We start from the raw sequence: 26,544 nt of genomic DNA on the forward strand, positions 1-26,544 counted from the left end.
GCGCGTTCCGACACCGGCGGTCAGGCTGTTCGGACGCAGAAGGGGTGTCCGGCCGGGCTGGCGTAGACGCGCGAGCCTTTTGCGTCGGGGTCGGTGACGTCGTCGGTCGGGCGCAGGCGCCGGCCGCCCGCGGCCAGGACCTGTTGGTCCGCGGCAGCCAGGTCGCCGGTGGCGAGGTCGAAGTGCATCTGCTGCGCGTTCCCGTCGGGCCAATGCGGCGGCACGTGTCCGAGAGCCCTTTGGACGGCGCTGGCGGGGAGGCCATCGGCGTGCAGGAAGTGATGCGTCGGCGCCTTGGCGAGGGATCCGCCGAGCAGGTCGTGCCAGAAGGCGCTCTCGCTGTCGAGGTCCGCGCTGTCGATGATCAGTGCGGTCCGCTCAGTCGAAGACTGCTACCTCCCTGTTCGCCGTCGGGGCACCCCCATCTGTGGGCACCGGATGGGATCGTCGCCCGGGCGCTCGATCCCGCCATCGCCGAGCGCCTCTGGGCAGTCTCCACCCATCTGCTGCACGCCTAGCGGGCGATCCCGCCGCCTCCCATATACAGGTCCAGCTTCCCGGTGCGCTCGAAACTGTCGCCGTACAGCCGGGTGACGCCGCCGGTCGACAGCCCCTGGTCCGTGCCGGGCAGCAGCCATGCGGAGCTGCGAATCTTGTCGTCGCCCGGCGCGGCCACCGTCAGGTCGGCCCGGTGGTCGCCGTCCATGTCGACGAGGCGCACCGCCATACCGAATGTGGCCCGCGCGATCCTCTTGCCGCCGATGTCGCCCGCATCGATGACTCGGGCCCCCTCACCGGTCAGGCCGTTTGGACCGCCCAGCAGGAGCAGCACCTGTTCCGGGCCCGTCTTCGCGTACTCCTTGCTCCGGGGTGAGCCGGCCACCACGTCCGCGTAGCCGTCACCGTTGACGTCACCGGTGTCCAGGGAGGTGAAGGCGGCGTCCTCGTCCTGGGGCTCCTCGCCGGGTACGCCCGGGGTGTCGCGGTCGATGGTCGTCGACCGTTTCCCCTTCCCCGGCCCGGCCTTGGAGCCGTACACCACGGTCACCGAGCTATGGCTCGCCTTGCCGCGCCGGGGACTGAGCACGAGGTCCGCGACGCCGTCGCCGTCCACGTCGCCGACCGCCCCGGCCGCAGCGTCGGGGAGGTCGATGCCATCTGGCTGGGCGAGGCCGCCGCCGCGGGCGTGGAAGTAACTGACCGGCCAGCGCTCCTCGAACCGGGCTGTGCCGAGGGGCTGGTCGTGGTGGAAGGCCATCAACTCGTCGGCACCGTCACCGTCCAGGTCCCCGGCGACGAGGCCACGGTAGTTCGCGGTGTCGATATCTTTTGCGGGCTGGCACGGTGCGGACACCGGGCCGGTGCCCGCCGGGGTTCCGTCGCGTTTGAAGGGACCCTTGAGCAGGCCCTTGTCGGAACCGAGCCCGAAGACCAGATCGGCATGCCCGTCCCCGTCGAAGTCACCAGCGACGAGTTGCTCCTCCAGGATCGGGTCCAGCGCCCAGGAGACGTGGCTGCCGTCCGTCCCCGGTACCCGGACGGCACTCTTCAGCCCGTCCGGGGAGCCCCACATGATGATCACGCTCGGTTTCCAGTCGAAGACGGCGGTGGCAAGGTCGGTGTATCCGTCCCCGTCGAAGTCGCGGGCCACCACATCGGTCCCGAAGAACGCCTCGTCCCGGGCCTCCCCCGGTATCCCAGGGTCGTTCTGCGTGAGGTACTGGCAGCGTGCGAGACCGGTCCCGTTGCCCGATCCGTACGCCACCGCGATACTGCCGCCGCCGCTGCCGTTCTCCACGTCGCCCAGTGCTCCCATGGCCAGGTCGGGGTGACCGTCACCGTCGAAGTCCGCGGCGGGCGCGGTACCGGCCGGTGCCTGGGCGCCCTTCGCCGGGGTCCCGGAGGGCACGGTGCCGTGAACCGCGGTGTGGCAGGTGCGGGGTGCGGCGATGCCCTGGGGCCCGTGCTGAACCAGAACCCCTCCGACCGCGACAACGACCCCGATGACAGCAGCACCGCCCGCGATCACCCACCGGCGTCTGCCGCCACGCTTCTGCACGGCCACCTGCTCTTCATCTTCGACGTCCATGTGATCAAGCACGTCTCGGCGGTACCCAGCAGTTCCGGACGGATCACCGTAGCCCACGCACGCACGTCGTCGCGCACTGGCTAGACACGTTCAACATCGCCTACGGCCCGGTCAACACCGATGCGTTCCTCTCCACACCCACCGTGTCCATCGACGAACAAGGACCACTCCGATAACCCTGTCCTGAACGTCGGCGACGGCCCCAGGTGACGTTGCGTCACCGAGGCCGAACCCCTTTGATCGCCCTCACGGAATTTGTGCCTGATCCGAGAACCGACAGCAGACGTTCACCACTTCGGGAGTCACCGGGGTCAGCCGGCCGTTCGATTTCTGCCGAGGCACGCCGGCGACTGGCCCGTTGACATCTCCCCCAGCTGAAGCAGGGCCCGGCGGCGGCGCTGAGCCGAGGAGAGGCTCCAGGTGGCTGCTCGGCGATGTCACGAAGCGCAAGCAGTTCGATTCCGGGACTCACTCAAGTGACTCCCGAGATGTACGGCCGGGCCGGCTTCAGTCTCTTGCGGAAACGAGTCCTGCGGGCCTCCTGACGGGCCCGTCACAAGCTCTGCTGGAGTCGCTCCGCAGCCTGATCAGGAATGTCCTCGTAGCCAGGCCGTGCCAGCAGGACCGAGCTGAAGTGGTAGCCCTGTTCTTCCTCAGGCTCATCGTCGGCTGCGAACGGACGCCAGAAGCTCAACAACAAGTCAGGGGCGATGAATGAAGCATCGTCGTCAGGATCTTCCTCGATCGAGGTGAACTCACCCATGCGCTGGACAACCTCGCGGGCCGGAAGCGCGAACACGTCCACACCGTGAAGCAACACTCGGTCCGTCTGGGACGACGGCCTTCCCAGCTCGATGGCTTCAAGCATGTCGCGCATGCAGTGGATGCTGATCATCAGCCCGCTGGGACGGAAGACGTGCTGCCCCGGCCGATCAGACTCCGAGATCGCAGAGAGATCGCGGAGCAAGTCCAGCGCCGTGTTCGCCGCGTGCCGAGTCATACCGATCCGCAACGGGCCGACGCCGGTCGGCGGGGCGAGGTGGAAGTCCATGTGGGCATGATCCCAAACAGATCTGTCAGCAAGTCACGAAGTCCCGGCAGGATACAGAGCGTGAGAGGTCCACAGGAGTTGGACCAGAACCGGTTCTCGCGAACAAAGCCAGTGCAGCCCTCTTGGTGATTCAGCTTGTCACTGCGTCCTCGAGTTTTAAGAAACCGGCAGGCGCAGGGTCAGAGCTCCCCAGATGCCGGACAGGACTTCCACCGGCGCCTGGACCTGCGCGGAGCGGTAGCGCTCGGCGAGATCCCCGACCAGTACTTCCACCTGATACAGGGCTGCGCGCCGGGCCTCCGCATACGGTCCGAACGCCAGTTGGGGGCGGCGCCGCGCGGCACCGCACGACACCGTCGCCATGGTCGGCGCACGCCAGGCCCTGCTCCACGAGCACGCCCAGGGCCTTCGTCACCGCCTGCGCTACGCAGTCCCCGATGGCCAACGCGTCGGGCCACTGTCAGGACGGTCGACGAGCAGCCCGTACACGTGCTCCGCTTCGGCCCTCAGATCGAGCAGTGTCGGCAACGACCCGTCCTCGATGTCCGTCACCGAGACCACCCCTCGATCTTGCGCTGCGTTGACGGCGCCAGATTTAACGCCGCCCTCCCCAGTCGGCCACGAGCGGGCCAGGGCCGCCCCTGCACTGAGTGCCCCAACATCCTCTGGCTCGTGGCCGAGGACCACTATCCGTTCGTCGGCGCGTACGGGGATCCCGTCGCCCTCCTCCCCAACCCAGGCTGACCAGGAGCTTCCCCGTTCCTGCGAGCATCAGCATCACAGCCCGGGCAGTGGAACCCGGCGCCCACCCGACGCGACACTCGGGCCCTTGGCCTGCCTGCGACCCCGCCCAGAAGGCAAAACGGTCCACCGACTCCGTCGGCGGACCGTCGAGAAAGATCGAGGCTATCCATCTGCTGTCCACGATCACGGGGAAACTTCACCGCACAATTCTCCCCTTTCCACACGCTCCACGCCGCGCAGTTCCTCCTGGCCGCCATCGTGTACGACGACTGCCCGGAGCAGCTGCGAAACGGGTGCGGGGTCCCGGACATCGACCGGCTGGTCCCCGAGGACGCGGACGCCTGTCCTGATGACGGCCGATGGGCAGCGCAGCCTGTTCGGAGGCCGGCTCGATGAGGAACTGCGCAACGTCGAGGACCATGTGGCCGCCACCGGCCGCGCCCGGGCCACCATCCAGCTGGTGCTGGGGCAGGTGCCACACGGTCGCGAGGGCCGGGCGCGGATGCTTCACCTCGTCTACGGGCTCCGTGACGACCCGCGTGCGATCGCCGGCGTTCTCGCCTCACCACTGCGGCGCTGCGCAAGGTGGCCCTGCAGCGGCCGGCGGACGCGTGGGTCGGGCAGTGACAGTGGGCATAGGGTCCGGACGCCACGCCGCGGGAGGTCATGCCCGACAAGGAGCGACCGACCGCGTCACACTGACAGCAGGTGTGCCGACGAGGCGAGGTGGTCGCGGATGAAGTTCGGAGTATCGACATTTGTCACCGATGAGGGCATTGGCCCCGCGGCGTTGGGACCCGCCCTGGAGGAGCGTGGGTTCGACGCCCTGCTGCTGGCCGAGCACTCGCATATTCCGGTCAAGCGGGAGTCCCCGTACCCGGGGGGCGGTGAGCTGCCGCGGATCTACTACCGGACGCTCGACCCGTTCGTGGCGCTCGCCGCGGCCGCCTCGGTGACCCGTGACCTGCTCCTGGGCACCGGCATCGCTCTGGTGATCCAGCGCGATCCGATCCACACCGCGAAGGAGGTCGCCTCCCTCGATCTGATCTCCGGCGGCCGGGCCGTGTTCGGGGTCGGCGCGGGCTGGAACCGCGAGGAGATGCGCAACCACGGGACGGATCCGGCCGTCCGCGGGCGGCTCATGGACGAACGCATCCGCGCGATGGTCGAGCTGTGGACCAAGGAGGAGGCCGAGTTCCATGGCGACTTCGTCGACTTCGATCCCGTCTACGCCTGGCCCAAGCCGGTCCAGAAGCCCCATCCGCCCATCTGGGTCGGGGGCGACAGCGAGCGCGCTTTCGAACGCGTCGCCGCGTACGGTGCGGCGTGGATGCCGAGCGCTCTGCCGCTCGAGAAGCTGGGTGAACGCATCGCGCGTATGCGGCGGACGGCCGGTGACCGCCCGTCCGTCGTGGTGTACGCGGGCCGACACGACCGCAAGGCGCTCGACACCTACGCCGAACTCGGCGTCGAACGCGTCCTGCTGTATCTGCCGACCCTGCCGGAGAACGAGACGCTGCGCACCCTGGACGAACTGGCCGAGGCCACGTCCGGCCACCGGTGACAGCTCGCGGCTGCCGCTGAATAGGAGCTGACCGTGCCGGACATGGCCGGGGACGAGGCGCGCCGCCGGTTCATGACCGCGCGGGTGGCGCGCCTGGCGACGGTGGATGCGGGCCTGCGCCCGCATCTGGTGCCGGTCGTCTTCGCGGCCCACGGCGAGGAGGTCGTCACCGCCGTCGACTGGAAGCCGAAGAGGTCGCAGCAGCTCAAACGGTTAGACAACATCGCGGCCCACCCAGCTGTCTGCCTGCTCGTCGACGCGTACGACGAGGACTGGGAGCGGCTGTGGTGGGTCCGCGCGGACGGTGACGCCCGCGTGCTGCCGCCCGGCACCCAGGGCGAGTACCCGGCGGCCGTCGCCCTGTTGCGGGAGAAGTACGCGCCGTACCGGCAGCGACCGCCGACCGGTCCGGCGCTCGTGATCGCCGTCCGCCGGTGGCACGGCTGGCGTGCCGCGTCGGGGGGGTGACCGTAGGGCAGGAGACACGCCGCCCCCGGCATCACCAGTACCGGCACCATCACGGCTCGTCGTCGCCGCTATTCGGCTACCCGACACCGCCGTTGCCCCGGAGGAGCTGGGTGTCCATCCGCCCGCCGCCCCGACACCGCTCGTCTCCCCCGGCGCGCGGCGAACGCCGCAGCTCAGCCAGGCCCGACTGCGGGTCACCCCCGCAAGAACTCCTGCAGATCGCGCAGACCCTGGGCGCAGACGGCGTCCATCACGCCCAGGTCGAGACAGGCCGGGTCGCCCGGGTACGACGCAGCGGACGCCCACCCCAGCCCGCCGACTTCGGCGACTTCCCCGCCCTGATCTCCCGCACCGTCAGCGACCTCACCAACGACGAACGCAATGTGCTGCGTTCGGTGTCCCTGCTGGACGCGTTCTCCGTACCCCTGGCCACCCAGGTCGCGGACCGGCGTTCGTCATCGAGGACCCGACCGGGCTGTGACCCTTCCACCTCCACCAAGTCGTACGCTCCGCGATCCGCCATGCCGACGACCACACCGACGACCGGTGGTCCGAACAGGACTGGAAGCGCGCCGCCCAGCGGGCGCTCTCAGCGCTGGGACGCGAGTGGGAATGCGGCCCGCGTCGCGGCGGCGTGCGGCCTGACCCGGCCCCAAACCTCAGTCCTGTCAGAAGCACCGGGTGACCTCGTCGCCCGGGGCTTCGTCGTGTTCCGGGTGGATCAGTCCGGCGTTGGTGGCAGCGACAACTGACGGGCCGCGGCTTTGGCGCACACGACGAGGACGGCCCCGGTGACGCCCCCGTACGTTGTGCCGACCAGTCGCGAACGACGGAGAGTGGAGCCCAGGATGACCGAACTGATCCCGTCGGAAATCACGCGGTCGGCGCCCGGGGCGGGCAGACGCACGCTCGGCGTGCTGCCCCTGGTCGGAATCTTCTTCTTCACTGTGTCCGGAGGCCCCTTCGGGCTCGAAGCCTCACTGTCCAGCGCCGGTCCGGGCATGACCCTGCTGATGATCGTCCTGGTGCCGGTGGTCTTCGGCGTGCCGAACGCGCTGGTGGCAGCGGAGTTGAGTGCCGCGATACCGGTCAACGGCGGCTACTACTACTGGACGAAGATCGCGCTCGGCAGAGGTGCGGCCTTCGTGTTCGGTGCCTGGAATTCGATCGGGTCGGTGCTGAACCTCGCCCTCTACCCGATCTTGCTGGTCGACTACCTGGCCACCTGGGTCCCGGACATCGCCCGCGGGAAGGGGCTGGTGATCGTGGACCTGTTCCACGGCGGCTTCGTCGTCGACCTGCACTGGATCGTCACCGTCGCTCTCATCCTTCCGATGGCGTACCTGAACTACCGCGGCTCCAAGGCCGTGAGCGAATACTCGGTCGGGATGATGCTGCTGATCCTCGCACCGTTCGCGGTGCTGACGGTCCTCGGCATCTGGCATGCAGTCAGCAACGGGATCAACGTGCTCTCGCCCTTCACGGTGCCGGGGCAGAGCGTCCACTCGTCGGTGGCCGGCGCGCTCAGCGTGATCGTGTGGCTGTACCTCGGCTTCGACGGCCCGAGCACCGTGCTGGGCGAGGTCGCCGACGCGCACCGCACCTACACCCGAGCCCTGGCCATCTCGGTTCCGCTGATCATCACCGCCTACCTACTGCCCACCATCGCCGCCATCGGCAGCGGGCTGCACCGGGGCTCGCCCGCCGACTGGGCCCAGGGCGACTTCATCGTGGTCGGCGACGCCCTGGGCGGAATCTGGCTGAAGGTCCTGATCTCCCTGGGATCGGCGCTCTCCCTGGTGGGACTGTTCATGGCGATCCTGCTGACGAGCACCCGGGTCCCGCGGGCGCTCGCCGCGGACGCGTACCTGCCGCGCTGGATGGCCCGGGACAGCAAACGCTTCAACACACCGGTGGGTGCCCTGCTGGCGAGCACCACCGTCGTCGTCGTACTCGCCGCCGTCGACTTCAGCTCGATCCTGCGGGCCACGGTGCTGCTCACCCTGGCCTCGATCCTGCTGGAATTCGTGGCCTTCCTGGTCCTCCGCTGGAGATATCCGCAGATGCTCCGGCCGGTTCGGGTCCCCGGCGGCTGGCCCGGCGCGGTACTGGTCGTCGTGCTGCCCACAGCAATGATCGTGTACCTGGCGTGGAGTACGGCGGTCGACGAGGCCGCGACGTTCGGCACGAGTCTCGCGGTGGCGCTGCTGGCCGTGCTGCTATACCCGCTGTGCCGACGGTTCGTCAAAGGCGACCGGCCGGACGCGGAGATCGACTCCTCCCAGGTCGAGCTGGGTCCGGACCGGTTCGCGGGATTCGGTTCGCGGAAGGCGGGCGTCTGATGGATGTGCAACGGGTGCTCTCTGGGCTTGCGGAGCGGTTGCGGACCTGGTGGCCGGTGCCGGGAATCGCGATCAGCGTCGTCGATGGGACCGGCGAGTCCGCGTTCGTCACCTCAGGATTCGCGAACGCGGAATCCAGGGCGCCGGTCTCACGGCGCACGCGGTTCGAGATCGGTTCCATCAGCAAGACCTTCACCGCCTTCCTGCTCGGCATACTGGCGGACGAGGGAAAGGTGGACCTCGACGCGGCGGTCGCCGACCACCTGCCCTGGTTCGCCCCGAACGGCGGCACCCGCGCGATCACCGTCCGGCATCTCCTGCAGCACACCTCCGGCCTGGTGGCCGGGGCCGACGCGCTGCCTGATGCCGCCGCACGCGGCTACGCGCTGCGCGATGCGAGGACCTGGGCCGAACCAGGTGAGCTGTTCCACTACTCCAACGAGGGCTACAACCTGCTGGGGTTGATCGTCGAGCAGGTGACGGGGGAATCGCTGGCGGACGCCATGGCCGGACGGCTGCTGCGGCCCCTGGGCATGCGCGACTCGGCGGCACGGATCACTCACGAGGACATCGCCGAACTCGCCACCGGGTACCGGTTCCTGCGCGACGACCGCCCGCCGCTGCCCTCGGCCGCGCTCGCGCCGGCCGGCTTCTTCGAGTATGCGGCGGCCGATGGGAACGTGCTGGCAACCGCTTCCGACCTGGGCTTGTTCGCCCGCATGCTGCTAGGCCGGGGCACCCTGGACGGCACCAGGATCATCGGGCCAGAGCATCTCCGACAGATCGTCACGGTGCCTGCCGACGCGGTCAGTTCCGGCTACGCGCTCGGCGTGGACGTGGAAGTGATCGACGGCCGCACCTGGCTGACGCACGCCGGCGGGATGGTCGGATACCGCTCGTACCTCGCCGTCGACACCGACGGCGGGCACGGTGTCGCCGTGCTGACCAACGCACCCGGCGAGTGCCAGATCATCGACCGCTTCGCCCGCCATGTGCTCGCCGTCGTCCAGGGAGCCCCGGCGGACCCGACGCTGTTCGACCCGGAGCGGATCCCCGACGCCCAGCGCTACGTCGGGATACACGGAACGACGCCGCGTCAGATCTGCGTCGAGGCCACGGGGGACGACCGTCTCACGCTCACCTCGGACGAGGTGACCGGCAGGCTGTACGACGCGGGGGACGGGCGGCTGGTGTGCGATCACCCAGGATGGTCCGCCTACCACCACTCCCTGGACGGACGCTGGCTCTACGGACCCGAGTCACTGGGCCCCAGCCCCTCCGCGCCGACCACTCCCCCGCATGCACTCGCAGGTCACTACCGGAGCTACACCCCCTGGTATCCCAGCTTCAGCATCGTGCAGCGGGCGGGACGACTGCACATGATCGCCGCGACCGGCGTGGAAGCACCCTGCGACGAACCGGAACTTGTCCCGCTCGACGACGGGACGTTCCGCATCGGAGCCGACCCCCGGCTGCCGGAGCGCCTGACGTCCGGCCCCGCCCCGGACGGCGCGGTGCTCTGGGTCGACCTGGACGGGTGCCGCTACACGCGCTCGTTCCGGGGACAGCCGGAGCCTTGGGAAGCGCCCGTCCGCAGCCCGCGCACCCGGAGCTAGAGGTGCGCGAGCAGCATGGCGTCGGCATCGGCGAAGTCCAGCCCGGAGACCTCGCGGATACGGCGCAGCCGGTAGCGCATGGTGTTGGGGTGGATGTGCAGGGCCTCCGCCGCGGGGCGCAGCCAGTCCATGCCAGCCACGGCCAGATCCAGGTCGCGATCCCAATGCCGAACCCGGCGGCGAGCTGGGCGTAGGTGTCGCCACAGCGCAGGTAAGACCTAGGCCGTCTCTTTCGGATCATGCCTAGACAGCGTCGCCGTCCGCCCGCACCCAGGCCAGCTGCAGGTCGCTCAGCGGGGGTACGAACCCCTCTGGGAACATCAGCATGAGCGGCTGCGGCCACATGTTCTCCGGCCCGTGCTCTGGGCAGTGCAGAGCGATGAGATGTGCCCCTTCCCCGCAGGACTCGTGCCAGTAGTGCCGATCATGCTCCTGGCAGAAGTACCCGTAGCTTGAGCAGTCGTCCTCATCTCTCGGCTCATAGAACCTGGGATCACGGACGATCTGGGTCACCGGCTCCTGCCGATTGAACCTCGGGATGGGCCGGGGATCACGCCACAGCAATCGGGGAGGAAGCACGCGCCCATGCTGCACCGAGGCCCACTCCTGCGGATCACTGGGTCGTTGGTCCGGTCATGTCGTTGACTGATGTGCAGTGGTCGCGGATTGAGCCGCTGCTTCCGGACCGGACTCCGCGACGCGGCGGGCGGTGGCGTGATCACCGGCAGATGATCGAGGCGATCGAGTGGAAGTACCGCACGGGCTCACCCTGGAAGGGCATGCCCTCCGAGTTCGGTTCGTGGAAGGGCGTCTATAACCGCTTGCGGAAATGGGCGCTCGATGGCACGTGGAAGCGGGTGTTCACCGTTCTGCTCGCCCAAGCGGACGCCGAGAGGGATCTCGGCTGGGTCGTCGCGGTCGACTCAACTATCGTCCGTGCCCACCAGCACGCCGCCGGGGCCCGCAAAAGGGGGCGCTGGCTGGCGAGCCAGAGGACCATGCCCTCGGCCGGTCCCGTGGCGGGCTAACCACCAAGGTCCACTTGGCGGCGGACGACCACTGCCGGTCTCTCGCTTTCGTTTTGACCCCGGGACAGGCCGGTGACGCGCCCGCATTTGAGCAGGTCATGGCCACAATCCGGGTGCCTCGCCCACTCGGGCGGCCTCGAGTGAGACCGGCCATGGTCCTGGCGGACAAGGCCTATTCCTCGCGCGCGATCCGTGACCACCTCCGCAGACGTGGCATCCGGGCGGTCATTCCCCAGCCCTCCGACCAGATCGCCAACCGAAAGCGCCGCGGCCGCCACGGCGGAAGGCCACCCGGATTCGACAAGGCTGCCTACAGACAGCGGAACACCGTGGAACGGTGTTTCAACAAGCTCAAGCAGTGGCGCGGCCTTGCGACCCGGTATGACAAGACCGCGACCATGTACCAGGCCGGACTCCACCTCGCGGGCATCCTCATCTGGGCCGCTCGGTGATCCGAAAGAGACGGCCTAGCGCTGGGTGGCTCAAGTGCCCGTTTCGAAGGTCGAGTTGTACGCGGCGATACGCCATGACGCTCGGGTCGAAGGGATGTCCTGCAGGGCTTTGTCGGCCAAGTATGGGGTGGGCCGCTTGTGGCTCTGCCCGTGATCCGTCGGATGGAACTCAGGGGTGCATGACGATCTTTCCCACGTGCTCCCTGCGGGAGAGCTCTTCCTGCGCCTGAGCGGCCTGGTCCAGTGGGAAGGTCGCTGCGATGACGGGCTGGACCTCTGCCCGACGAGCCAGGTCCATGAGGAGGCCGAAGTGTGCGGGCGTGTGCATGGAGGACCCGACGACCTGGGCGTTGTGCAGGTAGAGGCGGCGCACGTCGAAGGTCACGTCGTAGCCGCCGAGTGCGCCGGCGATGACCCACCGGCCCCCTTCGCGCAGCAGCGGCAGCCCTTCACTCACCAGCTCGCCGGCCACGACGTCGAGTGCGACGTCGATGCCCTCCGGGGCGGCAGTGCGGATCTGCTCGGCGACATCTCCTGCGCGGTCGATGACTTCGTGCGCGCCTGCTTCGCGCACGGCGTCGATCTTGGGTCCGCTACTGATGGCGAGCACCCTTGCGCCGCGCGCACGGGCGATCTGCACCAGCGCGAGGCCGACGCCGCCGGACGCTCCCGAGACCAGGGCGGTTTCTCCCTTCTGCAGCCGGCCTCGCTCGATCATGCCCAGCGCCGTGCCGTAGGCGGTCGGCAACGTCGCGAGCTGGTCGTCCGTGAGCGGGGATTCCGTCACGTCATGTACACGCTCCACCGGTGCCGTCACGTACTCGGCGTATCCGCCGTCGCGTTCGCTCCCCATCAGGCCCACCGGGTGGGCGTCCGGCCCTTCGGTGTCGTAGATCGCGGGGTCGACAACCACTCGGCGTCCGACAAGGCTCCCCTCCCCTCCGGTCCCGACGGCCACGACACGGCCAGCCACGTCGGCGCCCTGGATGCGCGGGAAGTCGATCGGGCCGCGCCAGCCCGACAGCGCCTTCGGGTCTCCCGGACGGCCGTAGGCGCCCTCCCGAGTCCACAGGTCGGTGTTGTTCAGGGCTACCGCGCCGACCTGGACCAGTACCTCTCCCGCCCGCGGGGCAGGGACGGCGACCTCTGTCAGCTCAAGAACCTCCGGCCCTCCGTGCCCTGTGATTCGCACCGCTCGCATGAACTGGGACGCACTCATCGCTTGAACCTCCTCGCAGGTATACTGATCTGTGAACATCTCACACCGTACACCGATCAGTGAAGGGGCCCGCAGTGCAGGAAGCTCGGCCATTGACGCCGGCCGGCCGCCGCATCGTGGCGGCCGCAGAGGAGCTGTTCTACAACCGCGGAATCACAGCGGTCGGCGTGGATCTGATCGCTGAGCACTCAGGGGTGACCAAGCGGACCCTGTACAACCAGTTCGGTTCGAAAGACCACCTCGTGGCGGCTTACCTCACGGAACGCGACCAGCGCTGGCGGTCACTCGTCCGTGCCGCCGTCGACGTCGGCGACACTCCCGCGGAGGCCGTCACCGCACCATTCGAAGCACTGCGGACCTGGAGCGAAACCAACACCCGCGGATGCGCCTTCATCAACGCGCTCGCCGAACTCCCGGACCCCTCGCATCCCGCACACCGCATCGCCGCGAACCAGAAGCTCTGGCTGCTGAACCTGTTCAAGGAACTCGCCGTCACAGCGGGCTGCTCGCACCCGGCCACCCTCGCCACCCAACTCCTCGTGCTGCACGAGGGCGCTGTCGCCACGCAGCCCCTCTCGCTCGACACCCTTCCGGAGAGCACTGACCTGGCACGAGCCCTGGTTCAAGCCGGCACATCGCCCCGCCACTAGAGGGGTTTCGACAAGGTGCTGCCGTTCGGCCAGGCTGGGCGGCACCCGGTGCCTGCGATCGCAAGACGGAGGATCGCAACGTCTGCGGAGCAGGCGGTGGGTTCAGCCTGCCAGCTGCTGCAGCCATTCGCGCAGCAGCGCCGTCTCCGTGTCTCGCAGAGGTACCCCGGCGCCCGCAGCCGGGGGCTCGGTGGTGAGCGCGGTTTCCAGTGCGGCATCGAGGGGCCCGCTACACCAAGGGGCACGTGCCCACATGGATCTGAGATCCACCCCGGGACAGGTGCCGCTCAGGTCGGCTCCGGTGAGGGTGTGACCGAGATACGCGCCAAAGGGGCCAACGAGATGATCTTGAATCCTGGATGCGCTCGGACTCACCTGCGACGGCGGGCGGCGGGGTCGCGTTCGGTGACGTGCCGGGCGACCGCGTCGACGCCGGCGCGGGCGTTCCGCTCCAGGGAGCGGACGGAGGCGTGGCGGGAGCGGGCCATCAGCATCGGGGTGGATGTGCCGCCTTCGGCGTCATGTGTCAGAGCACTGTGGCGGAGCCTGTGCAGTGTCCAGCCGTCCAGGTCCTCGATGTCCTCGGGTGAGGCGAGCGGATTGGCCAGCGGCCGGGTGTTCGCTTCGAAGATCTCCTCGGCCCGGCGGTAGGAGAGCCGGGCCCGGCCGGTCTCCGGGCACACGTCGAGCGTCGGCGTTCCGGCCGGCGCCTTGCGGTCGGTGCCCGTTGGCCGCTCGGGGGCGATGAGCGAGGAGGCTACCGGCGGGGAAGGGCGTCAGCCTTCGCGGATGGGGAGCATGGCCAGGGCCTGGGAGCGCTGTGCGACGAGGTCGTCATAGGTGCCGTCGCGCTCGGGGTCGATTCGGGGCAGTCAGAGCAGTCGGGCTCGGCGGAGCCCCCTTCTGTCTCGCGTAGTGGGCCAGGGCCAGGGATTCCACCCACCCGGCCGTGCCGGCGTGCAGCGGTGTCATGTCTGCTGGTAGGCGTGGATCCCGAACTCGTCGGGGCGCGTCACTCGTCGTCCGACGGCGAGTGACGCGCGTGCGGATGGCGCAGGCGCACCCAGATGTCGCGCGCCTGCCGTCCGGCGGCGGTGCGGCTGCGAGCCACGAGTCTGTGCGCCTGTTCCGGCGTCTCCACCATGGGGCCAGATCCGCGCAGCGGTCGCCCCGCGGTCTCGTGCAAGAAGAACGTCGAGATGAGGCCGATCAATCCGGCGACCATCAGGTAGTACGCGGGGACCATGTTGTTGCCCGTCGCCTCAACGAGGCCTGAGGCGAACAGGGGTGTGGTGCCGCCGAAGAGCGACACGGACAGGTTGTACGCGATCGACAGGGCGCCGTAGCGGATCCGGGTGGGAAAGAGGGCCGGCAGTGTGGCGGCTGCGGTGCCCGCGAACATGACGAGCAGTATGCCGAGGATCATGCACCCAAACGCCGGAAGCAGGATGCCGCCCTCCCTGATCAGTAGGAACGCGGGATAGGACAGCGCGATGAGCGCGATGCTCCCAGCCATGAACATGGGTCTGCGTCCCCACCGGTCGGACGTCCTGCCGACGGTGGTGATCAGCAGGACGACCAGGAGCATCGTGCCGAGGACCAGCAACTGCGCCGTCGTGTCGCTCTCGCCGAGCGTCACGGTCATATAGGTCGGCAGGTACGACGTCACCATGTAGTTGGTGACGTTGTAGAGCAGGACGAGGCCCATACAGATGAGTACCGCCTCCCAGTGGCGCGCGAAGATCTCCTTCACGCGGCCCTTGCCCGACTGCCGGGCCTGCTCCACGGGGTCTTCGTCCGCCCCCTTCCCCGACGCCTGCGAGTGCGCGTACGCGGCCTCCTGCTTGAACGCGGGCGTCTCCTCCAGCTTCATGCGCATGTACAGGCCGATGAGACCGAGCGGACCCGCCACGAAGAAGGGGATACGCCAGCCCCAGTCCGCGAGGCCGTCGCTGCCGAGCGCCAGCGTGAGCACCGTCACCAGACCGGAGCCGAGCGAGTAGCCGACGAAGGTGCCGAAGTCGAGCCAGCTGCCGAGGAAGCCCCGGCGCTTGTCGGGCGCGTACTCGGCGATGTAAGTCGTGGCGCCCGCGTACTCGCCGCCGGTCGAAAAGCCCTGGACGAGACGGCACACCAGCAAAAGGACCGGGGCGAGGAAGCCGGCCGCCGAGTAGGTCGGCAGGAAGCCCACAGCGAAGGTGCTGGCCGCCATCATGATCATCGTGGCCGCGAGCACCTTCTGCCGGCCCACGCGGTCGCCGAGGGGCCCGAAGACGAGCCCGCCCAGGGGACGCACGACGAAGGCCGCGGCGAAGGTGGCGAAGGTGGAGACGACCTGCGCGCCGGGGGAGCTCGACGGGAAGAAGACCTTGCCCAGGGTGCCCGCCAGGTAGGCGTAGACGCCGAAGTCGAACCACTCCATGGTGTTGCCCAGAGCGGCCGCGGTGACGGCCTTGCGCACCTGCGGACGGTCGGCGACGGTCACGTCCTCGGCCGTCAGGGCCTTCTTACGGCGGCGCAGCAGCGTACGCAGCATGCGGTCGGTGGCCGGATGCGACGCGCGCGGAGCGATCCGCCCCGGCGGATCGGATTTCCGGCGCCGGAAGAGACCTGGCATGGGCGGAGCCTCTCTGCGGACGGCTGCGGGAGCCACGGGCTGCGGCACCGATGCGGACGGCTCTCATTCTTCGCAGTGGGCGGCCGGACCGCCTCCAGAGACGGGCTGTATGCGTGGCCCGGGTCACGCCGACGCGAGGGGGTCCCTCCTCGACGATCAGCGCACCGTCCGCGTGCCGTCCCGGCACGGCCGGCACCGCGGCATGTCTGCGCCATGGCCGGCCTCGGCCCCGAGCACACGCCCCGCCTCGCGATCAAGGTGCGTACTTCTCACCGGCCCGGGACTGGAGGCCGGGTTCACCACGTTCGTAGCCGGCAGCCACACCCTCACCAGGCCCGTCACTGTTCCCCAGGAAGACATCGATCCGCCCGGAGCTCCCACCGGCGGACACCGGCCCGAACGACGTGGCCCCCCTTCGAGAACCGCACCTGGCCGCCCGTAGCCTCAACCCGCTCCGGCCACGAGCGACTGGTCGTGATGATGCAGTTCGGCTTCCGGCAGCCCCTCGGCGTCCGCGACCGCCACCCCGACGGCTCTGTTGCCCTCGTGGGCCCGCTGCGCCTGCTCCAGGGCCCGTGTTCCCAGGACGCGGCCCACGCCCGGCCCCAAGAATGGGCCGGCCTGCTCACCCCTGGCAGACCTCGACAAGCTCAAGCCGGACAAGCAGCTTCGTCCGGCTGGTGAGCACCACGGCTGACCCCCTTCACGCACCGGCCGATCACGCCAAAGCGCAGTCACAGCCTCCGGTGGACAGCAGGACGCTCAGGATCAGGAGCCAGATCCGAGCCGTCGACACCACCGACCGGTCAGCCGCCGCAGAGATCGACAAGGGCCGACACCATGACCCGGCAGCCGTCCGCATGCTCCTGGGCCGGCCCGCCCAGGCGGCCGGCGATGGAGGGATGAGCGAGCACGACCAGGCCCGGGTTCTCGACAGCGGTTGTTCAGCCTTTCGGAGGCGCCCAAACCACCCTGTGTTCGATGTTCACGAGAAGCGGTTCTGGCTCAACTTCCGTGAAAACCATGCCGACCGGGCTCGTGCCAGCCTCTGGACGAGCCGCTGACCTGCCGGTTCGCCGGGGCCGCCAGCCTCGGACACCGAGGATCGGTTCGACTTCACGGAAGTTGTGCCAGAACCATCTCGGGTTCTGGCACAACTTCCGTGGCGACGGTCCGTCGATCGCCACGACGGTCCGGCGGGCCGGTGAAACCGGGAGGTCAGCAGGTTGACTTGAGGTGGGCGCGAGTGAGGACCGCAACAGTCACGGAAGTGATGCCAGAGCCCGATCTCGTGGACAAAGCCATGGCCTCCACCCCTCAATAAAGCCAGGCTGTCGACAGACGCCGTGCCAGTACATGGCACAAGCGTGGCGGTGAGCGGCAGGAAAACGGTGGGTGCGGCGTCAGGCAGACGGTATGCCGGTCAGGTCTCGATCACGGCATCGCAGTCGGGGCAGACCATGGATGCGTATTCCATGGGATACCAGGACGCTCCAGGGTGCTCGGAGGGGTTCCAGCGGGTCGTCTCCATGGCGAAGGTGTCCCTGCCGCAGAGGGTCCTCGGCCCCGTCGGGGTGGGCGCCCCTGGGGCTGCGGGCGCCGCGTGCACCGTGCGGACGGGTCGTTCCTCACCGCTCGGTGTTCCCGGGGAGGAGCCCGTGGCCACCGGCTTGTCGAGCTCGTACACGACGACGATCTCGCTCATGTCTCTAGCGTAGGCGGTCGCGCATTCGAACCGCCCACAGCCTGCGGCCGGGCGTCGGCGATCGGCTGGCGAGGCTCTTCACGTGGCCCACCCCTCGACGGCTATCCCGGCCCGTCGACCGGCATGCGGTGTAGGGCCTCATTCCCCATGTGGACGGCGTAAGGGTCGCCCAGCCGCACAAGAGCGTGCCGCCATTTCCCTTCCCGTCACCGTCACCGTCACCGTCACCGTCACCGTCACCGTCACCGTCACCGTCACCGAGTGGGTTTGCCCTTGACGGTGCGCTCCCCCAGTGATCTCGAAGGACTGCGGGGTTCCCGTGACCCTGGTGGAACGGAAGGTGATCGTGGAGTGCTCTGCGGTGTGCAGCAGTGCCTTGTCCGCGAGGGTCCGTTTGATCTCGGCCCGGTCGGCGGCACGCGCGCACCAGGGTGGCTGAGTGGCTGGCGGGACGGCTGGGCGGTGCTGCCGGGAGTGTGGTGATCTTTTGCCGTTGTGGTTAGCGGCGGAGGCGTTGTTCTTGATCGGAGACAGCAGTGACCGGCCGGGAGCCTCTCGCGTGCCCGGAGAGCCACGGAGGTCGGCCCTCGGCCGGTGGTCTGTGCTCGGAACTGAGGAACCCAGGCATGAGCGCTACGTGGTGCCAGGGCTGCGCACGTCCGCCTGACCCTGGGCATGGTGCGCGCCAACCGCCCCTGGGCGGTGTTCCCCGGGACCCTGCACGCGAGCCGCCCCCGGCATCCGGATCCGGATGCCCGAGCCTGTCCCGCGCCCTGGCGAACGTCTTCGCCACCGCAGCCGTCGGGTTCATCAACGGCACGACCTGGCAGGTCGTCACCGCTGAGTCCTTGGACGTCCGCAACCTGCCGAGTTCTTACCGTTTCGCGAGCGATAGCGGAGACCGTGCGTTGCCGGAGTGGCGCGAAGCGATGGCGGGGAACCTGTACTGGGCCCGTTGCTGCGTGGCGGGCGCACCGTGCCGGAGGACTCGAGTGCACTGGAGGTGTGTGATGAGTGCTGACCGCTCCCACGAGAGCCGTGATGGTCACGTACTGGTCCTCGATGCTGGCTCTTCGAGCCTTCACATCGCTCTGTTCGCGGCGGACGGTGAACGGGTGGCGGATCGAGACGCCTCGGAGCCCCCGGGGCCTGCTGCGGCGGCGGAACTGCGGAACTTCCTCAGCGAGGTGCCCGCTCCTGCGGCGGTTGGTCACCGCCTCGTCCACAGCGGTCCGCACCTGACTGGACATACGCTGATCGACGCACGCGTACGGGCTCTGCTGGCGGACGTCGCCGATCTCGCGCCGCTGCACGTGACCCCTGCCCTGCCTGTGGTCGATGCCGCACGAGAACTCCTGCCCGACGTTCCTCATGTCGCCTGCTTCGACACTGTCTTTCACAAGGATCTGCCGGCACAGGCGCGCACGTACGCCGTGCCGGAGCGATGGCGAGCCGAATACGGGCTGCGCCGGTACGGCTTCCACGGGCTTTCCTACTCGTGGGCACTGCAGAGGACGGCGCAGGCCCTGGGCCGACCCGTCGACAACCTCCAGGTCGTGCTCGTCCACCTGGGCGGCGGCTGCTCGGCCTGCGCCGTCCGAAACGGACGCAGCGTGGACACCACCATGGGCCTCACTCCGCTGGAAGGCCTGGTGATGAGCCGGCGCAGCGGCAGCATCGACCCCGGCGCGCTGCTGTGGCTGCAGCGGCGGCACGGTCTGAGCACGGACGAATTGGATGACACACTCCACCGGCATTCCGGTCTGCTCGGCCTCTCCGGTACCTCGGGAGACACCCGGGACCTGGTGCGCGCCCGCGCGGAGGGTGATGCCGCGGCCGCGTTGGCGCTGGCGACGTTCACACTCAGCTGCCGCAGGGGCATCGCCTCGATGGCCGCCTCGCTGGACCGGCTGGACGCACTGGTCTTCACCGGGGAGATCGGCGAAGACCAACCCGAGGTGCGCGAGGAGATCTGCTCGGCCCTGACTGTTCTCGGTGTACGAGGCGGGCTGCTCGTCCCCGAACTGGACGATTTGATGCGGGAAGGCCTCCGACGCATCGATCAGGCGGGGAGAGGTGTCCCGGTCCTCGTGGTAGCAACCGGCGAGACACAGCAGATCGCCGCCGAGACCCGACGAGTGCTCGGCATGTAACTGGCCAAGGCAACTGCCGGCACATCCACATTGCCTGGCCCGCACAAAGAACCGGCCTCCTGTACCAGGACAGCACTGGGGAGTGGCGACGTCTGGTCCTGTACGCCGCCCCCGTCTGGCTCGCTGTCGAAGCCAGTGGGCCGGCCGCCTCGCGAACCACGGTTCTGCCGGTGTCTTTGCTGGTCGAGGCGTTCGGGGTGATGTGCTGGATTCCGCGTCGTCGCAGGTAGCGGCGGCTCTCTCAGGACGTGTAGGCCTTGTCCGCCAACGCGGGTGCGCGGCCGTCCAACTCCGGCACGAGGAACGGAGACCTTCTCCAGCACGCGCTCGAGTTGAGGGCCGTCACCGTAGTGGCCAGGCGTCAGGACAAAAGCGAGAGGCCGGCATCGCCCCTCTGCGACGAGGTGATTTTGGTGGTGAAGCCACCGCGGGAGCGTCCCAGGCATTCGCCGAGCTGACCACCTCCGCCAGCCGGACGGCCAGTTTCCGTAGCACAGCACCGGATCGACCTGGTTCTTGAAGTGCTCTCCTCCCTTCGCAGGCTCAGGAAGGAGATTCCTGCCTACCTTGCGGCGGCGGGCTTGGCGCCACGGGTGCGCCTGACGACTGCCCTCCCGGCAGCCGGGATGAGCGCGTGGCCCATCCGGTACAGGTGCAAGATGTTCCGGGCTGCGTTCCAGTCGGCGTTGCCGGACCATCCGCAGTCGGGGTTCTTGCATACGAACGTGGCCTGGTCTTCCCGGCTACCGGGCGTGATGAAACCGCAGGCGGAGCAGCGCAGGGAGGTGTTCGGGGCGGGAACCTTGGCGAGGGTGCCGCCGTTGCGGGCAGTTTTGTACGTCAGCATCGTCACGGTGCGACCCCATGCCTCCTGGCTGATGGAGCGGTTCAGACCGGACTTCTGCGCGACGTTCTTCCCCGGCTGGTCGGTAGTGCCCTTGGCGGACTTGACCATGTTCGTGATGTTGAGCTGTTCCACCACGACCGTGCCGTACTGCTCGGCGATGGCGGTGGTGGCCTGGTGCTGCCAGTCAATGGCTCGGCGCGTGGCTCTTGCGCGGAGCTGCTTGATCTGGTCGTAGGTGCGGTGTAGCCGGTTCGAGCTGCGCTCTTTCGGCTTGCGGAAGGACTTGCGGTGCGCGGCGCGCTGTTCCAGGCGAAGCAGTCTGGCTTTCTCGTCCGGGTTCAGCCACTTGTCCCGGTCGGCGGTGCCGTCCGGGAGCCGGGGCGGCCGTCCGTGGTCTTGGTGGCTGCCGTCGGACAGCGCGAGGGGCAGGTTCACCCCGGCGTCGATGCCGACCTCCAGTCCGGTGTGCGGTTCGGGCTTGACCTCAAGAGTCTGGACGCGGAAGGCGATGTGCCGGCCGAGTCCGTCTTTGACCAGCCGTGCCCCGGTGATCCGGTTCTCCTTGTTGGCGTGCTTGCCGACCGGGAGGTCCTTGGTCCAGCGGAAGCGGACGCGGCCCACCTTGGGGATGTTGACCATGCCCCACCGGCGGTGTACTCGCTTGATCTGCAAGTCCCGGCCCTGCGGGATGTCCACCGACAATGCCGTGCGGAAGCGGGCCTTGAAGTTCGGCTCGTCCGCACGCCCGTCCCAGCAGTTCCGCCACGCCTGGAAGTACGTCTTGAGTACCGCCTGCGCGGCCTGCGCGGGCAGCACCGCGTACCAGTCGATCTCCTTGCGGGCCTGCCGCAACGCCTGATCCATGCGCGTCGGAGCGCGCTGACACTTCGGCGTCATCTGCCACAGGTCGTGGAGCTGATTCCACATCGCGCGTGCCGCGTGCGACTGGTCGTCCATGAGCCGGACCTGTGCAGGCGTCAGCGCCAGCCGGGCGCGATGCCCCAACTGCCGCTTCTCCCACACGAGTTCGCTCATGACAATCACCCTACTACAGTTGGCTTATGTCACCACGATGGAACCCGAATCCTGACGTGCGCACCGGCCGTCACGTCGTCTACAACCTGCATGTCCACTTGGTTTTTGTTACCAAGTACCGGCGCAAGGCATTCACCGACGCCATGCTGACCCGCACTGAGGAGATCATGCGCGAGGTCTGCGCGGACTTCGAAGCCGACCTGAAGCAGTTCAACGGCGAACAGGATCACGTCCACCTGCTTGTGCACTACCCGCCCAAGGTCCAGCTCTCCAAACTGGTCAACTCCCTCAAGGGCGTCTCCTCCCGCAGGCTCCGCCAGGAACACAGCGCACACGTGCGCCGCTACCTGTGGGGCGGACACTTCTGGTCCGGCTCCTACTTCGCCGGATCCTGCGGCGGGGCACCGCTGACCGTCGTCAAGCAGTACATCGAGAACCAGCAGCGCCCCATCGGCTGAGAACAACACCGCAGACCCGTGCGAACCGCGCGGGTCAGAGCAGCTCTGAGATGGCCTTCACCCCCGCCGTAAACAGTTGCGCCTGCCCGAGAGCCCGCGGTGGTTGGTCCTCAGACACGGACGCGTCGGCGTGGACGAGGCCGCAAGGGTGCTTGAGGACATACGGCCCGACGGCTACGACATCTCCTCCGAGCTCGAGGAGTTCGTCGCCTTGGAGGGACGCCAGCAGCGGACCAGCAGACGCAACCGCGGGTGGAGCGGGCTGTGGCAGCCATGGGTGCGCCCGGCTTTGGTGGTCGGCTGCGGCATCGCCGTCTTCACCCAGCTGTCTGGCATCGAAATGATCATCTACTACGCCCCGACCATCCTGACCGACAACGGCTTCTCCACGACGACCGCTCTGTCGGTCAGCGTGGCGCTGGGCATGACCTACCTGGTGATGATGGTGGTTGGCCTGGTGATCGTCGACAAGGTCGGGCGCCGTCGGCTGACCCTGGTGATGGTGCCCGGCGCGGCGGTCAGTCTGTTCGCCCTCGGAGCCTTCTTCATCACCGGCCACGCCACCCGTGACTACGTGCCATCCATCGTCGCCTGCCTGCTCGCCTTCATGTTCTTCAACGCTGGCGGGCTCCAGCTGATGGGCTGGCTGACCGGCTCCGAGATCTACCCGCTGTCGGTGCGTGCCGCCGCCACAAGCGTGCAGTCGGCCACGCTCTGGAGCACGAACCTGCTGATCACGCTGACCCTGCTGACGATGATCAGCATCTTCGGTGTGGGCCAGGTGTTCTGGATTTACGGGATGTTCAACGTCGCGGCGTGGCTGTTCGTATGGCGGCGAATGCCGGAGCTCACCGGGCACAGCCTCGAAGACATCGAGAGGCACCTGAAGAGCGGGAAGTTCCGCCCCCCGCGGCTTCGCCCGCGTCTGACGCGAACCACGTGGCAAAGTGCGGCTCCGAACCGCTCCGGAGGTCGGAACGCAGAGTCAGGGCGCGGGACACTTCAGCTCAGCCTGGCGGATGAGCTGATCGCTGTGCCAGCCGTGGTCCGGATATGGTCCGGATCTTGGTGGACCGGCCAAGCTACGTCCTTCCCCCGGAGCTCACGCCGCTAGGGCGGCCGACCCCATTGACCTGCCAGGAAGTACGCGGGACACCCGATGTCGGAACGGTCTCCTGCTCCGACGCAGGTGTGCGGTCAGCCGGGTGAGGGCGGGGCCGTGGCGTTACGCGTGAGGGTGTCGAGTCGGGCGGCGAGGTCGGGGTGGGCGGTGGTCAGGTGGGGGCGGGTGGCGTTGAGGGGGTGGATGAGGTCGGCGGGGTCGTTGTGGGCGAGGGCCGCGTGGAGTTGGTCGAGCGGGTGACGGGCGGCGGTGGGGAGGTCGGTGAGGGCGGTGATCTGGCCGGCGATGCGGCGCAGGTCGGCGGCGTTGCGGCGGGCCCATTCGGCTTGGGTGTGGTCGGCGGCGCGGCGTTCGCGGGTGGCCTGGACGCGTTGTTCGCCGGTGGTTCCGGTGGGGCCGGGCCGGTTGCGCAGGTAGCGGCGTTCGGCGGCCTGGCGGCTGGCGACGCCTAGGGGGTGGGCGAGGTCGGCCCAGGTGGCTCCCGCGTGCCGGGCCGTTTCGATCAGGCCGGTCTCCCATCCGGCGAGCTGCTCGCGGACCTGCCGCAACAGCAGCAGGGAGGCCAGGGCCTGCTCCGCGCCGGGGCCGGCGGCTGGGGTGCCGGAGGCGCGCTGCTGGGCGGCGTTCAGGGCGTTGTCTATGGCGTGCAGGGCCGCCGCGGCGGCAAGGAACGAAGCCGGGCTTCGGTCGTCGGCGCTGAACGAGGCCGACTGGTCGGCTGCTGTCACGGGCACCTCCCTCGGGCTTGTCATCGACTGGACGACACCGCGCTTGTCATCCATTGGATGACATGTTACAACGATTTCAGTGAAGCGCATTGGCAGCAACTGCCCGAACCTGCTGGAGGTGTTTTCACGATGTTGATGCGCACTGACCCCTTCCGTGAACTGGACCGACTGGCTCAGCAGCTGATTGGCCCGGGCACCTGGTCGCGGCCGTCCACGATGCCGATGGACGCCTACCGCGAGGGCGACCAGTATGTGGTGTCCTTCGACATCCCCGGCGTCAGCGCGGACGCGCTCGACATCGACGTCGAGCGGAACATGCTGACCGTCAAGGCCGAGCGCCGGCCCGTGGCGAAGGCCGACGACGTGCAGATGGAACTGTCGGAGCGGCCGCTGGGTGTCTTCTCCCGCCAGATCGCGCTGGCCGACACGCTGGACACCGAGCACATCGAGGCGGACTACGACGCCGGCGTGCTCACCCTGCGGATCCCGATCGCCGAACGTGCCAAGCCCCGCAAGATCGCCATCGGCGGCGGCCGTAAGGAGATCTCCGGCTGACCCAACGGCGACAAGGGCCGAACAACGGCGGAGGACGGGTCACTGATCTCCCCCTCTCCCGTCCTCCGCACCCCATCGACCGAAGAAGGTGGCGGCGGTGACCCTGCGACGCGAGGCGTTCCTCGACCGAGTGAAGGAACGCGGTGAGTACGACAGCCCGCAGGAAGCAGAACGCGCGGCCCGTGTGGTGCTCGCCCTGCTGGGGGCGCACCTGGTCGGCGCGGTGCGCGCCCAGCTCGCGGCGCGCCTGCCGGAAGACTTCGCCCTGATCCTCCTCAACCCGCTGCAGAGCGCCGAACCGCTGCCACCGGAGCGGTTCGTTCGGGCGACGGCGGCCTGGATCGAGGGGGCCACCGAGCAGACCGCGGCCTGGGACGTCAGCGCCGTCCTCAGCACCGCCGGCGATGCCGCTGGTGACGACCTGCTGGGGCAGATCCTGTTCCAGCTCCCCCCGGGCTACGACCTCCTCTTCGGACGCCCCCAGCCCGCCTGATCACCCACCCACTCACCTGGTGCCCGTACACCGGCACCACTATCCCGGCGACAGAAAGGCAACCACCGCAGTGATCTCCGACCTGCGTACACCACTGCAGCAGCTGCCCGCGATGACCTACGAGCAAATGCTGGACAAGGTCCGCTACGAAGGCGCCTACCCCACCCGCGAGCGGGCCGAGGAAGTCACCCATCTGGTGCTCGAGGGACTCGGACGCCAGCTGACGGGCGACGAACGCGTCGAGCTCGCCGCCCGCCTCCCCTTCGAAGCCGCACGTGTCCTCACGGCTCAGATCCCCGACTCCCCGCCCCTGACCGGTTGGGCCTTCGTCAAGGGCCTCGCCGACCGCACCGGTGCCTCCCTGGCCACCACCCGCTGGAATACCGGAGCCGTCTTCGCCGTCGTCGCGGCCCTGGCCGGCCCCGACCTCCTCACCCGCATCCTGCGCCAGCTCCCTTCCGGCTTCGCGCTGCTGTTCGGCCGCGCCGAACTCAATCCCGCCGCCTGAGCGCGCCGTGTCCATCCGGCGCGGGCGCGTTGGTCACGGTGACGCATACACAGGTTGCAAAGACCCCACGGGACCCGTACCGCGGGCGCCGGGGCAACAGCAGATGCCCGTTCCCTCTTCCTGACCGTCGATCGAAGCCCTGGTCCGCCCGGGACCAGGGCTTCGATCCGCCCCCGGGCGCTGGGACGCGGTGGGGGCGGGTCGGGTGTGTATGTGACGGGCTGCCCGGGCCGGCGGCAGCCCGAAAAGCGCGGCGCCCGCACCGAGCGATCAGCGACCAGGCCAGGGATGACGGCGGGCAACGGTGTCCGCTTGCCAGCGGATGCCCCTGGCGATGCGGCGGCGCAGACTCCTCCGGCAAGCGAGGGCGAGGTCCCGGGCCATGTCGGCGGGCAGGCTCGGGTCGGCGACTAGGACGAGCCCCAGGTTCCTGCCGTTCATGTCCGCGTCGGGCTGCCTCATACACCCTTGACCTGCCGCCGGGTGGGCCCCGGTGATGTCGCGCCTCGCCCCTCCCCCGGGCTGCCATCGCAGGGAGGGATGCGCTCGTTCACCCGTTCGGCAGCACATCGCGCCTGCGGGCCGGAGAACCCCTAGCATGCTGACTGTGCGACCCATTCTCCCGAAGTTCGAGGGCGGCCGGGTACAGGGCCTCTTGCAGCTCATCGAGGACGGCATCCACCTCGTCGTCGCGGCGCTCCTTGTACTGCTCGCGGGGCTCCTGACCGTCGGGGTCGTCCACGATGTCATCAGGTCGATCCAGGGGCCATACCGTGAGGAGACGGTCGTTCTCTCCGCCCTGGACAACGGCCTTGTGCTGTTCATCGTGGCCGAGCTGCTCCACACCGTCCGCCTCACCATCAGGAACCAGACCCTCGACGCGGAGCCGTTCCTCGTCGTTGGCCTGATTGCCGGCATCCGCAGGGTGCTCATCGTGACAGCCGAGGCGGAGAAGTCCTTCCACTGGAACGTCGAGGGGATCGAACTGCTCATCCTGGCGGGGCTGATCCTCGTGATGGCGACAGCGGTGTACGTGTGGCGGCGCTCGACGCGGCCCGGAGACTATTTCCCGCTCGAGGAGGCGCGGCGCTCCCCGTAG

General features: G+C 68.7%; 29 protein-coding genes. 14 read left to right on the plus strand and 15 right to left on the minus strand.

Annotated features, from left to right (window positions below; translation table 11 throughout):
• Positions 1-20: 20 nt before the first annotated feature.
• The 4 genes from OG574_RS01265 to OG574_RS01280 all read right to left on the minus strand — a co-directional run bounded on the left by OG574_RS01265 (position 21) and on the right by OG574_RS01280 (position 3,494).
• Positions 21-368, minus strand: a complete 348-nt coding sequence (locus OG574_RS01265; protein WP_326778319.1) for a VOC family protein — start codon at positions 366-368, stop codon at positions 21-23.
• A gap of 146 nt (positions 369-514) precedes the next feature.
• Complete coding sequence (locus tag OG574_RS01270) at positions 515-2,089, minus strand: FG-GAP repeat domain-containing protein (RefSeq protein ID WP_326771442.1); 1,575 nt, start codon at positions 2,087-2,089, stop codon at positions 515-517.
• A gap of 553 nt (positions 2,090-2,642) precedes the next feature.
• Positions 2,643-3,140 (minus strand): hypothetical protein, encoded by a 498-nt coding sequence (locus tag OG574_RS01275; protein ID WP_326771443.1) that lies wholly within the window; start codon positions 3,138-3,140, stop codon positions 2,643-2,645.
• A gap of 156 nt (positions 3,141-3,296) precedes the next feature.
• Entirely contained in the window at positions 3,297-3,494 is a 198-nt protein-coding gene (locus OG574_RS01280) for a hypothetical protein (protein WP_326771444.1), read from the minus strand.
• A 1,126-nt stretch (positions 3,495-4,620) separates the two neighbouring features.
• Here OG574_RS01280 and OG574_RS01285 point away from each other — a divergent pair.
• The 5 genes from OG574_RS01285 (at position 4,621) to OG574_RS01305 (ending at position 9,874) form a co-directional block, all read left to right on the plus strand.
• On the plus strand, positions 4,621-5,448 hold the full coding sequence (locus OG574_RS01285) for an LLM class F420-dependent oxidoreductase (RefSeq protein WP_326771445.1): 828 nt from the start codon (positions 4,621-4,623) through the stop codon (positions 5,446-5,448).
• A 33-nt stretch (positions 5,449-5,481) separates the two neighbouring features.
• Positions 5,482-5,916, plus strand: a complete 435-nt coding sequence (locus OG574_RS01290; protein ID WP_206302036.1) for a TIGR03668 family PPOX class F420-dependent oxidoreductase — start codon at positions 5,482-5,484, stop codon at positions 5,914-5,916.
• Positions 5,917-6,026: 110 nt separating this feature from the next.
• Positions 6,027-6,668 carry a hypothetical protein gene (locus OG574_RS01295; RefSeq protein WP_326771446.1) on the plus strand — a complete coding sequence of 214 codons (642 nt, stop codon included), beginning with the start codon at positions 6,027-6,029 and terminating at the stop codon, positions 6,666-6,668.
• 96 nt (positions 6,669-6,764) lie between these two features.
• On the plus strand, positions 6,765-8,258 hold the full coding sequence (locus tag OG574_RS01300; RefSeq protein ID WP_326771447.1) for an APC family permease: 1,494 nt from the start codon (positions 6,765-6,767) through the stop codon (positions 8,256-8,258).
• The gene (locus OG574_RS01305) at positions 8,258-9,874 is read left to right on the plus strand and encodes a serine hydrolase domain-containing protein (protein WP_326771448.1); all 1,617 of its coding nucleotides are present in this window, start codon (positions 8,258-8,260) and stop codon (positions 9,872-9,874) included. The genes OG574_RS01300 and OG574_RS01305 overlap by 1 nt, the downstream gene beginning before the upstream one ends.
• Here OG574_RS01305 and OG574_RS01310 read toward each other — a convergent pair.
• Positions 9,871-10,005 carry a helix-turn-helix domain-containing protein gene (locus OG574_RS01310; protein WP_326778320.1) on the minus strand — a complete coding sequence of 45 codons (135 nt, stop codon included), beginning with the start codon at positions 10,003-10,005 and terminating at the stop codon, positions 9,871-9,873. The genes OG574_RS01305 and OG574_RS01310 overlap by 4 nt on opposite strands.
• A gap of 112 nt (positions 10,006-10,117) precedes the next feature.
• Positions 10,118-10,387: a hypothetical protein gene (locus OG574_RS01315; RefSeq protein WP_326771449.1), complete on the minus strand. Its 270-nt coding sequence runs from the start codon at positions 10,385-10,387 to the stop codon at positions 10,118-10,120.
• Between the two features lie 122 nt (positions 10,388-10,509).
• On the opposite strand from OG574_RS01315, the gene OG574_RS01320 reads away from it, so the two are divergent.
• A protein-coding gene (locus tag OG574_RS01320) for an IS5 family transposase (RefSeq protein ID WP_326771450.1) occupies positions 10,510-11,354 on the plus strand; the annotation gives its coding sequence in 2 pieces (ribosomal slippage) (positions 10,510-10,840 and positions 10,840-11,354; 846 coding nt in all).
• A 169-nt stretch (positions 11,355-11,523) separates the two neighbouring features.
• On the opposite strand, the gene OG574_RS01325 is transcribed toward OG574_RS01320, so the two are convergent.
• Positions 11,524-12,573, minus strand: a complete 1,050-nt coding sequence (locus OG574_RS01325) for a zinc-binding dehydrogenase (RefSeq protein ID WP_326771451.1) — start codon at positions 12,571-12,573, stop codon at positions 11,524-11,526.
• Between the two features lie 92 nt (positions 12,574-12,665).
• Between OG574_RS01325 and OG574_RS01330 the strand changes: the two genes are divergently transcribed.
• Positions 12,666-13,223 carry a TetR/AcrR family transcriptional regulator gene (locus tag OG574_RS01330; RefSeq protein WP_326771452.1) on the plus strand — a complete coding sequence of 186 codons (558 nt, stop codon included), beginning with the start codon at positions 12,666-12,668 and terminating at the stop codon, positions 13,221-13,223.
• 371 nt (positions 13,224-13,594) lie between these two features.
• Here the strand turns inward: OG574_RS01330 and OG574_RS01335 are convergent, their stop codons facing one another.
• The 5 genes from OG574_RS01335 to OG574_RS01355 form a co-directional block, all read right to left on the minus strand.
• A complete protein-coding gene (locus OG574_RS01335) occupies positions 13,595-13,906 on the minus strand; it encodes a site-specific integrase (RefSeq protein WP_326771453.1) in 312 nt (103 codons plus the stop codon).
• A 329-nt stretch (positions 13,907-14,235) separates the two neighbouring features.
• The gene (gene proP / locus OG574_RS01340) at positions 14,236-15,759 is read right to left on the minus strand and encodes a glycine betaine/L-proline transporter ProP (RefSeq protein ID WP_326778321.1); all 1,524 of its coding nucleotides are present in this window, start codon (positions 15,757-15,759) and stop codon (positions 14,236-14,238) included.
• A gap of 525 nt (positions 15,760-16,284) precedes the next feature.
• Positions 16,285-16,437 (minus strand): hypothetical protein, encoded by a 153-nt coding sequence (locus OG574_RS01345; protein ID WP_326771454.1) that lies wholly within the window; start codon positions 16,435-16,437, stop codon positions 16,285-16,287.
• A gap of 826 nt (positions 16,438-17,263) precedes the next feature.
• The gene (locus OG574_RS01350) at positions 17,264-17,545 is read right to left on the minus strand and encodes a hypothetical protein (RefSeq protein WP_326771455.1); all 282 of its coding nucleotides are present in this window, start codon (positions 17,543-17,545) and stop codon (positions 17,264-17,266) included.
• Positions 17,546-17,683: 138 nt separating this feature from the next.
• Positions 17,684-18,169, minus strand: a complete 486-nt coding sequence (locus tag OG574_RS01355; RefSeq protein WP_326778322.1) for a YceI family protein — start codon at positions 18,167-18,169, stop codon at positions 17,684-17,686.
• Between the two features lie 491 nt (positions 18,170-18,660).
• Here OG574_RS01355 and OG574_RS01360 point away from each other — a divergent pair, with 491 nt between their 5' ends.
• Positions 18,661-19,698, plus strand: a complete 1,038-nt coding sequence (locus OG574_RS01360; RefSeq protein ID WP_326771456.1) for an acetate/propionate family kinase — start codon at positions 18,661-18,663, stop codon at positions 19,696-19,698.
• 562 nt (positions 19,699-20,260) lie between these two features.
• On the opposite strand, the gene OG574_RS01370 is transcribed toward OG574_RS01360, so the two are convergent.
• Positions 20,261-21,580 carry an RNA-guided endonuclease InsQ/TnpB family protein gene (locus OG574_RS01370; protein WP_326771457.1) on the minus strand — a complete coding sequence of 440 codons (1,320 nt, stop codon included), beginning with the start codon at positions 21,578-21,580 and terminating at the stop codon, positions 20,261-20,263.
• Positions 21,581-21,606: 26 nt separating this feature from the next.
• Here OG574_RS01370 and tnpA point away from each other — a divergent pair, with 26 nt between their 5' ends.
• Positions 21,607-22,038, plus strand: coding sequence for an IS200/IS605 family transposase (gene tnpA, locus OG574_RS01375; protein WP_100599321.1), 432 nt, complete (start codon positions 21,607-21,609; stop codon positions 22,036-22,038).
• 76 nt (positions 22,039-22,114) lie between these two features.
• Positions 22,115-23,152 (plus strand): MFS transporter, encoded by a 1,038-nt coding sequence (locus tag OG574_RS01380; protein WP_326771458.1) that lies wholly within the window; start codon positions 22,115-22,117, stop codon positions 23,150-23,152.
• Positions 23,153-23,235: 83 nt separating this feature from the next.
• Here the strand turns inward: OG574_RS01380 and OG574_RS01385 are convergent, their stop codons facing one another.
• A complete protein-coding gene (locus OG574_RS01385) occupies positions 23,236-23,889 on the minus strand; it encodes a type III effector protein (RefSeq protein WP_326771459.1) in 654 nt (217 codons plus the stop codon).
• A 129-nt stretch (positions 23,890-24,018) separates the two neighbouring features.
• On the opposite strand from OG574_RS01385, the gene OG574_RS01390 reads away from it, so the two are divergent.
• From OG574_RS01390 to OG574_RS01400, 3 genes are all read left to right on the plus strand, one after another.
• On the plus strand, positions 24,019-24,444 hold the full coding sequence (locus OG574_RS01390; RefSeq protein ID WP_326771460.1) for an Hsp20/alpha crystallin family protein: 426 nt from the start codon (positions 24,019-24,021) through the stop codon (positions 24,442-24,444).
• Between the two features lie 97 nt (positions 24,445-24,541).
• On the plus strand, positions 24,542-24,937 hold the full coding sequence (locus tag OG574_RS01395) for a DUF2267 domain-containing protein (protein ID WP_326771461.1): 396 nt from the start codon (positions 24,542-24,544) through the stop codon (positions 24,935-24,937).
• A 70-nt stretch (positions 24,938-25,007) separates the two neighbouring features.
• Positions 25,008-25,445, plus strand: coding sequence for a DUF2267 domain-containing protein (locus OG574_RS01400; protein WP_326778323.1), 438 nt, complete (start codon positions 25,008-25,010; stop codon positions 25,443-25,445).
• Positions 25,446-25,715: 270 nt separating this feature from the next.
• On the opposite strand, the gene OG574_RS01405 is transcribed toward OG574_RS01400, so the two are convergent.
• Positions 25,716-25,907, minus strand: coding sequence for a hypothetical protein (locus tag OG574_RS01405; protein ID WP_326771462.1), 192 nt, complete (start codon positions 25,905-25,907; stop codon positions 25,716-25,718).
• A gap of 145 nt (positions 25,908-26,052) precedes the next feature.
• Between OG574_RS01405 and OG574_RS01410 the strand changes: the two genes are divergently transcribed.
• On the plus strand, positions 26,053-26,544 hold the full coding sequence (locus tag OG574_RS01410; RefSeq protein WP_442816783.1) for a phosphate-starvation-inducible PsiE family protein: 492 nt from the start codon (positions 26,053-26,055) through the stop codon (positions 26,542-26,544).

Source organism: Streptomyces sp. NBC_01445 (assembly GCF_035918235.1).
Lineage (GTDB): Bacteria > Actinomycetota > Actinomycetes > Streptomycetales > Streptomycetaceae > Streptomyces.

Bases quoted from the DNA above. Each gene is read 5' to 3' on its own strand.
- OG574_RS01390 (WP_326771460.1), top strand. From the start codon at position 24,019: ATGTTGATGCGCACTGACCCCTTCCGTGAACTGGACCGACTGGCTCAG.
- OG574_RS01370 (WP_326771457.1), bottom strand. From the start codon at position 21,580: ATGAGCGAACTCGTGTGGGAGAAGCGGCAGTTGGGGCATCGCGCCCGG.
- OG574_RS01350 (WP_326771455.1), bottom strand. From the start codon at position 17,545: ATGAGCGAGATCGTCGTCGTGTACGAGCTCGACAAGCCGGTGGCCACG.
- OG574_RS01325 (WP_326771451.1), bottom strand. From the start codon at position 12,573: ATGAGTGCGTCCCAGTTCATGCGAGCGGTGCGAATCACAGGGCACGGA.
- OG574_RS01300 (WP_326771447.1), top strand. From the start codon at position 6,765: ATGACCGAACTGATCCCGTCGGAAATCACGCGGTCGGCGCCCGGGGCG.
- OG574_RS01305 (WP_326771448.1), top strand. From the start codon at position 8,258: ATGGATGTGCAACGGGTGCTCTCTGGGCTTGCGGAGCGGTTGCGGACC.
- OG574_RS01275 (WP_326771443.1), bottom strand. From the start codon at position 3,140: ATGGACTTCCACCTCGCCCCGCCGACCGGCGTCGGCCCGTTGCGGATC.
- OG574_RS01270 (WP_326771442.1), bottom strand. From the start codon at position 2,089: ATGGACGTCGAAGATGAAGAGCAGGTGGCCGTGCAGAAGCGTGGCGGC.
- proP (WP_326778321.1), bottom strand. From the start codon at position 15,759: ATGCTGCGTACGCTGCTGCGCCGCCGTAAGAAGGCCCTGACGGCCGAG.
- tnpA (WP_100599321.1), top strand. From the start codon at position 21,607: ATGTCACCACGATGGAACCCGAATCCTGACGTGCGCACCGGCCGTCAC.
- OG574_RS01285 (WP_326771445.1), top strand. From the start codon at position 4,621: ATGAAGTTCGGAGTATCGACATTTGTCACCGATGAGGGCATTGGCCCC.
- OG574_RS01405 (WP_326771462.1), bottom strand. From the start codon at position 25,907: ATGAGGCAGCCCGACGCGGACATGAACGGCAGGAACCTGGGGCTCGTC.
- OG574_RS01310 (WP_326778320.1), bottom strand. From the start codon at position 10,005: ATGGACTGGCTGCGCCCCGCGGCGGAGGCCCTGCACATCCACCCCAAC.